Genomic DNA, 6,833 nt, shown 5'->3' with positions numbered 1-6,833 from the left:
AGAATCTCGTTTTCCATTTTTAACTGTTGAATGTCTTTGCGAAGTCTTCTGAGTTCGCGCTCTTCTTCAGATAAATTGTCAATATGATTAAATGAACCTGTGTTCTGATGATTTTTAACCCATTTATCTAAAGCTGAAGCCGTGAGATCATACTCCCGTACAATTTCAGATTTTGATTTACCATTTTCAAATAATCGGACCATCTGTAGTTTAAATTCAGGGGTAAATGTTCTTCTCGTTCTTGACATAAAAAAACGCCTACTTTCATTGATTTAACAATAACCTCCCTCATAGGAGTTGTCCAATCAAGTGTAGACGATTCACTTCTTTGTTTTTCTCACCAAGTGCAATAGCATCTAACCTTTCATTTTCTCCAAAAACTCTCTTATACCCATCAAACAAGTGTATATCGTACTCAGTAGAATGATTATTCTTTATTGCTTCAGTAATTGAAGACTTTCCTGTTCCATTTTTTCCATATACAAAATTTTTTTGTTTCAATCCTTCTAATTTCATTTCATGAAATCTATCTGAATAAAAGGATAAATCCAGTTCGTTAATCATGTTAAATTCCCCCCTCTAAAAGTATAGTTTACTATACATCTCTCAATATATTAATGTATTGCTCCAATCTGTTTGCGTTTTGCCAATAACGATCTGATGTGTCCTCCTCCGAACTGTATAATGGAACAAGACTATAAAGTAAATATAAAATGTCAATTTAAGGTAGACCCTAAATAGACATAATTATATTGCTGAATATACTGCATGTCATTTTTGACGATAAATTGCATATATTTTAAGTGTTATTTTGCATAACCAACTTTAAAGCCTAGCTGTCTTTGTGAAAAGATTAGCCGGGTTTCTTAACTATAGTACAAATTATCGCCTAAATCAGTGCAAAATAACATCGAAAGTGACAGTTGGAACATAAAAGGCTGTGTTCTACCTTTTTTCAAATGTGTTATAGTGCAAAATAGCGCTTAAAAACAGGCGTAAAATAGCGTCTTAAGTGACATCCTTTTACCGTATGCACTATTTTGTGTGTAAAACGGTCGTTTTTTAAACTTAATTTTACATGTAGTTTTTGTCATATTAAATACTCATTTTATGCACGGATTCTCGAAAATTATAATCTAGTCTAATACATAAAGGAATGACAAGTTCTTTATTAAAAGTAGAAAGAAGGGATTGTAAAGTATGAGAAAAAAGAACCTATTGATAAGCTTGTTTTCTCTAATGATGGTCATTGTTTTATCAGCTTGTACAAGCAATGACGGAGAAGCATCTGTAGAAGATACTAGCAATGAAAAGAATTCAAATGAAGAGATGAACATGAATGAGGACAATGAAGGTTCTATGGAAGAAAATATGAATGGCTCCTCCAGTGAAGGAGAAATGAATAATGGTTCCATGGGTAATGGTCATATGGATCATGATGATGTGGTAGGTCTAATTGATTCGACAGGAGAGAACGAACTGAGTATCCCCTCTGTACTCAAAAGCGACAGCAACAAAGGAACTGAGTATACAATACGCGCGCAAAAAGGAGAAACAGAAATATTTGATGGCGTTCAAACAAAAACATATGGCTATAATGACTCGTTTCTAGGTCCCATGCTTCAATTTGAAAAAGGAGATACTGTGAAAATAAACTTAATCAATGAACTCAATGAAAATACCACTTTTCACTGGCATGGATTGGAAGTGCCAGGGAATGACGATGGTGGTCCACACAATGTATTGGAGCCAGGCGAAGAGAGTACTATTGAATTTGAAGTGACACAGGAAGCTGCCACATTGTGGTTCCATCCCCACCCGGAAGGAAAAACCTCTGAACAAGTGTACAACGGACTTGCTGGGTTAATTTATATCGAGGACCAAAATTCAAAAAATCTCGAATTACCAAGTGAATATGGAGAAAATGACATCCCTCTCGTTTTCCAGGACAAAGTATTTAATGATGAAAAACAACTGAATTACAAAGCCGTAGCAAATGAAGATGGCACAGTCGGGGATACATCATTAATTAACGGCACATTGAATCCAAAATTAACTGTAGATAAAGAAAAAGTAAGGCTTCGACTTTTAAATGGATCAAATGCAAGAAATTACACCTTTAAACTAAATACAGGGGATTCTTTTGTACAAGTCGCAACGGACGGCGGGTTTTTAAATGAACCGGTCTCAATGGAAGAAATCACACTCACGCCTTCAGAGCGGGCCGAAATAATCATTGATTTTTCTAAAGTCGATGGTAATGAAAATATAGCGTTAATGAATGAAGATGGTGCCACGCTCTTACCTTTTGAAATCACAGATCAAACAGGTAAGAACATGGATATACCTGATGAAATGAATGACTTTTCAGTTACGGAAGAAGAAAAGAACCTGCCAGTGACAAAAGAAATTGAACTTTTCGGCATGATGGATCAGGTAACGATAAACGGAAAAAAATTTGATCCTGAAAGAATTGATTTTACGCAGGAACAAGGTGTTACAGAAGTATGGGAAATCTATAATAAACCTGACATGATGGGCGGCATGATTCATCCGTTCCACATCCATGGTGCTCAGTTTAAGATCCTTTCCAGGAATGGAGAAGCACCACCTGAGAACGAAAGAGGCTGGAAAGATAGTTTTTCCGTTGCCCCGGATGAGACTGTAAAAATTGCCATTCAGTTTAAAGATAAAGGCATATATATGTTCCACTGTCACATACTTGAACATGAGGACAATGGGATGATGGGACAGGTTAAAGTAGAGTAAGCTCCAAAGCTTCAATCTAATAACAAAAAAGGAACTATTTCTTGATTTTTTCTAGACGAATTACAATATTGAGTAAGTTGGAGAAGGACAATCATCATTAAAATTATGTGCAGTTTCTATGGAGTTTTACCATATCGGTTTATATGCGAAATGGATGGGAATTCAATTAGTGTAAGTGCATTCAATTCTATAGGAGGGATTTATAATGGCTCATGAACAACATCAACAACTGATTCAGACGTTACATGAATGTATGGAAGCCTGTAACCACTGTTACGATGCCTGTCTGAGGGAAGAAGACGTAAAAATGATGGCGGAGTGTATCCGATTGGATCGTGAATGTGCAGATATCTGTGCATTTTTAGAACAGGCTCTGACAAGAAATTCACCATTTTCTTCTGATCTGGCGGCAGTATGTGCCAAGGTCTGCGAAGCATGCGGCAACGAGTGTCAAAAACATGACCACGATCACTGCCAGAAATGTGCAGATGCGTGCTTCAAATGTGCAGAGGCTTGTAAAGAAATCGCCTAAGCACAACACTTAGAAAGAAGTGGTATGTCGGAACTTATTCTGGACATACCACTTCTTTTATTTCCGGTTAAGATTGTACCCAGCATTTTAACGAAAATATACATTAAGATGTATTTGTATTATTAATTAAGAGCGCCCTTGATTTTGACAATACTTATAAGAGACGCCTTAGTTTAGACAAGGTTATAAAAAACAGTTGAGTTCGCTTAGAACCATCGTTGCAAGGAGGAATAAACCGAATTCCCTTCAAAACAGTCATTAATGTATCTGTTAATTCATATAATAAAAAGAGCTTATCCATGCAGATTATCCATTTGAGATAGATAATCCAGTAAAGATAAGCTCTTTAATATCATCTGTTTTTATTCAACAGGTGACAATTCACTTTCTGTCACCCATTTATGATTTTCTACTTTTTCTCCAGTTGTTGTTGTGAAGTCAAGCATATATACAGTAGTGTCTTCAGCAGATTCTATCACAGCGGTTGCACCATCCATGCCTTTCATGTGATCCGCATCCAAGGTCACTTCAGTGCCGGGCTCCAGTGGTGCTTCTCCTGGACCTTCCAATTCTTCATGGATGACCCATTTATGATTCTCCACTGGGTCTCCACCAGTTGTAGGGTAATAAGTGACACTATAAGCAACAGTATCAAATGCGCCTGCAATTGTTGCTTCAGCGCCATACATACCTGGCATATGATCGGCTTTGATAATGGCTTGGCTACCCACTTCATAAGTTGGATCTTCTGCTTCCTCCAGACCGTCAGGGACTACACCAGTGCTGGACATCTGTTCAGCAAAAATGGATTGAATCGTTTCTTTCACTTCTAAAATACTGGTGCGTATATCATTAATTTCTGCTTCAGTCTCTTCAATGGATGCATCCTGGTTTTCCATTTTTTTGGTCACAGCATCCAAATGGTTGTCAGCGGCGTTTAAGCGATTCAGCAGAGATTCCAGCTTGTCCAGATACTCTTTATAGAGCTGTACTTCATCAACTGTTATAGGAGGGCCTTCGATAGATCCTTCGATTGCCTCCAGCTCAGATTGGATAGCGTCCGTTTTCTTCTCAACCTTATCCAGTCTCTTTTCAACCTTTGCTTCCCCCTGTGCTTGTCCATTGGCTTGGGGAGCTGCGTTGATGGAATCTGCCGAAACTTGTCCTGCTGAGAAACTGATTCCAGTAACGGTTGCGAGTGTGACGACTATTTTTGTAAATCTGTTATTCATTTTACATTCCTCACTGGTATTTTTTCTAAGAGATATTTACCTTAAATGATACAAGCAATCCAATGCCTTCTAATCATTTTAAATTTCTATTGATTCACCTTCCTGAAAAAGCATCACCTCCTTTTGTAACTGTGATACTCTTCCCTTTTAGAAGAACACGCATGGCTCGAGATTAAAAATGCTTTAATGCGCATGCCCTTCTTACCCATCATTACGGTGTTTAAGAAATACATACTCCCCTATGAAGATGATGATAATGAAAATGATGGAGACGACAACAATCAGCCAGTCATTCATCAGTTTGACCCACATAAAAGCTGCCAGTACAATTCCATCAAGTATGAATGCGGTCATGACAATGACTGGATTTGCATCCACCTTATCCCTCAGATGTTTAAATACACCCCATTGCACAATCATATCCATCACAAGATACAATATGGCCCCGACTGAGGCGATACGACTGAGGTCGAAAATGACGGCCAGTACCATCGCAAGTACAATTGTGTATACCAGCGTATGCTTTTGAATTCGTCCTGGCATGCCAAAGTGCTTATGTGGAATCAGCTTCATATCTGTCAGCATGGCAAGCATGCGTGACACCGCAAAGACACTGGCAATAATACCGGATACTGTTGCGATGATCGCAATGCCGACGGTAAACCATACAGCGTAGTTTCCAAATGCTGGCCTTGCGGCTTCTGCAAGCGAGTAGTCTCTGGCTGCAATGATTTCGTTTAACGGCAGATTGCTGGATACCGCCCATGCAACTAGCAGATACACAAAAAGACTGATGGAAATGGATGCGACAATCGCCCGGCCGATATTCTTATGGGGCTTAACGATTTCAGAGCCACTGTTAGTGATCGTCGTAAACCCTTTGAACGCTAGGATGGTGAGTGCCACAGCTGCAATCATGCTGGTAATAGTTGCGTCTTCCGTACTTCCACTGCCCTCTGCGGGTGTAATGGAAAAACCGGCGACCCATAACCCGCCCATCGCAAAGACGACAAGTCCAATTATTTTAAGCAGGGACACAATCGAAGTAAACGTCTGAATGAAACTGTTGCCAGAAATATTAACCAGGAATGCAAAGAGCAAAAGACCAACAGCGAGCACAGGCACCAGGTAGCTGGTTGCATCCATATTGAAAATCTGCAACGTATAGGTACCGAAAGTACGGGCCACGAGACTCTGGTTGATGACCATGGATACGGCCATCAGTATCGCTGCAGAAGCAGCGACGGTACCCTGACCATACGCTTTTGCCAAAAACATGCCGATACCCCCTGCTGAAGGATATTCATTGCTCATCTTGACATAGGAATACGCACTGAATCCAGTTACAATCCCTCCGACGACAAACATGATCGGGAACCACATGCCGGCAAGTGCGGCAACCTGACCCAGCAATGCAAATATTCCGGCACTGATCATAACCCCTGTCCCAAGACCGATCGCACCAGTCAGAGATAAGCTGTCTTTTTTATATTCGCTCATTAGTATCACCTCAGAAATAATAGTCTCTAAAACATATGCCCATGGTTTGTGCAGTTAGTGTGCAGTTTTTAAAATATTTCAAATTAATTTTAGCAATGTGCTCAAAATCTACATTTTTAAACAATCGATAATATGAGAAAGCTACTTTCTAATCCACTTGTAGCCCACGCCCCACACCGTGTGAAAGTAATCATCGATAGGAAAGCCGACTTCCCGAATTTTTTCCCGCATATTTCTAACATGGGAATCCACAGTACGTCCTTCCGTTTCAGAATGCATGCCCCACACTAAATCAATCAATTGATTTCTAGAAAATACCCTTCCTGGATTTTTCATGAGTAATCCAATGATTGCAAATTCTTTTGGTGTTAATTTTACAAGCTGTTTTTTATAGGATAGTTCAAATTGATCTTCGTCCCATAACAGTCTTTCGACTTCAATCCGGTTGACAGGTCTTGTTCTTCTTAGTAATGCATCCATTCTTGCAACCAATTCTTCTTCATTAAAAGGTTTTGTGATATAGTCATCTGCACCCAGCTTGAGTCCTTTTACAATATCTTCTTTCTGCTCACGTGCCGTCACCATGATAATGGGTATATCTGAGTATTGCCGTATTTCTCTGCATACTTCCCACCCATTCATTTCAGGCATCATGATATCCAGTAGAATAAGATCAAACTTCTCTTCTTTAACAAACTTAAGCCCTGCTTTTGCACCTACTGCTTTTCGACAAAAATAAGGGTAAGGTTTCAAGTATAATGTCAACAGTTCGAGCATTCTCTCTTCATCATCGATTAACA

At 39.2% G+C, this 6,833-nt stretch carries 7 protein-coding genes; 2 read left to right on the top strand and 5 right to left on the bottom strand.

From position 1 onward, the window contains the following. The coding region (locus H625_RS13910) for a transposase (protein WP_035785133.1) at positions 1-248 on the bottom strand (248 nt) is incomplete at its 3' end. Between the two features lie 40 nt (positions 249-288). Then, positions 289-564 carry a hypothetical protein gene (locus H625_RS0108665; RefSeq protein ID WP_026859557.1) on the bottom strand — a complete coding sequence of 92 codons (276 nt, stop codon included), beginning with the start codon at positions 562-564 and terminating at the stop codon, positions 289-291. A 636-nt stretch (positions 565-1,200) separates the two neighbouring features. Between H625_RS0108665 and H625_RS0108660 the strand changes: the two genes are divergently transcribed. Together H625_RS0108660 and H625_RS0108655 are read left to right on the top strand one after the other, a co-directional pair. Further along, positions 1,201-2,769 (top strand): multicopper oxidase family protein, encoded by a 1,569-nt coding sequence (locus tag H625_RS0108660; protein ID WP_026859556.1) that lies wholly within the window; start codon positions 1,201-1,203, stop codon positions 2,767-2,769. A gap of 205 nt (positions 2,770-2,974) precedes the next feature. Then, positions 2,975-3,301, top strand: a complete 327-nt coding sequence (locus H625_RS0108655; RefSeq protein ID WP_020006663.1) for a four-helix bundle copper-binding protein — start codon at positions 2,975-2,977, stop codon at positions 3,299-3,301. Positions 3,302-3,663: 362 nt separating this feature from the next. Here H625_RS0108655 and H625_RS14035 read toward each other — a convergent pair whose 3' ends face one another. From H625_RS14035 to H625_RS0108635, 3 genes are all read right to left on the bottom strand, one after another. Continuing rightward, on the bottom strand, positions 3,664-4,200 hold the full coding sequence (locus H625_RS14035) for a YdhK family protein (RefSeq protein WP_020006662.1): 537 nt from the start codon (positions 4,198-4,200) through the stop codon (positions 3,664-3,666). Between the two features lie 534 nt (positions 4,201-4,734). Further along, on the bottom strand, positions 4,735-6,033 hold the full coding sequence (locus H625_RS12880) for an APC family permease (protein WP_035785612.1): 1,299 nt from the start codon (positions 6,031-6,033) through the stop codon (positions 4,735-4,737). Positions 6,034-6,174: 141 nt separating this feature from the next. After that, positions 6,175-6,833: response regulator transcription factor (locus H625_RS0108635; protein WP_156897214.1), on the bottom strand; the 659-nt coding region annotated here is incomplete at its 5' end.

Origin of the sequence: Jeotgalicoccus psychrophilus DSM 19085 (genome assembly GCF_000425845.1) — a bacterium.
Classification (GTDB): domain Bacteria; phylum Bacillota; class Bacilli; order Staphylococcales; family Salinicoccaceae; genus Jeotgalicoccus; species Jeotgalicoccus psychrophilus.
The sequence above is the reverse complement of the archived record's forward strand: the minus strand, read 5'-3'. Positions and strand labels throughout refer to the sequence as shown.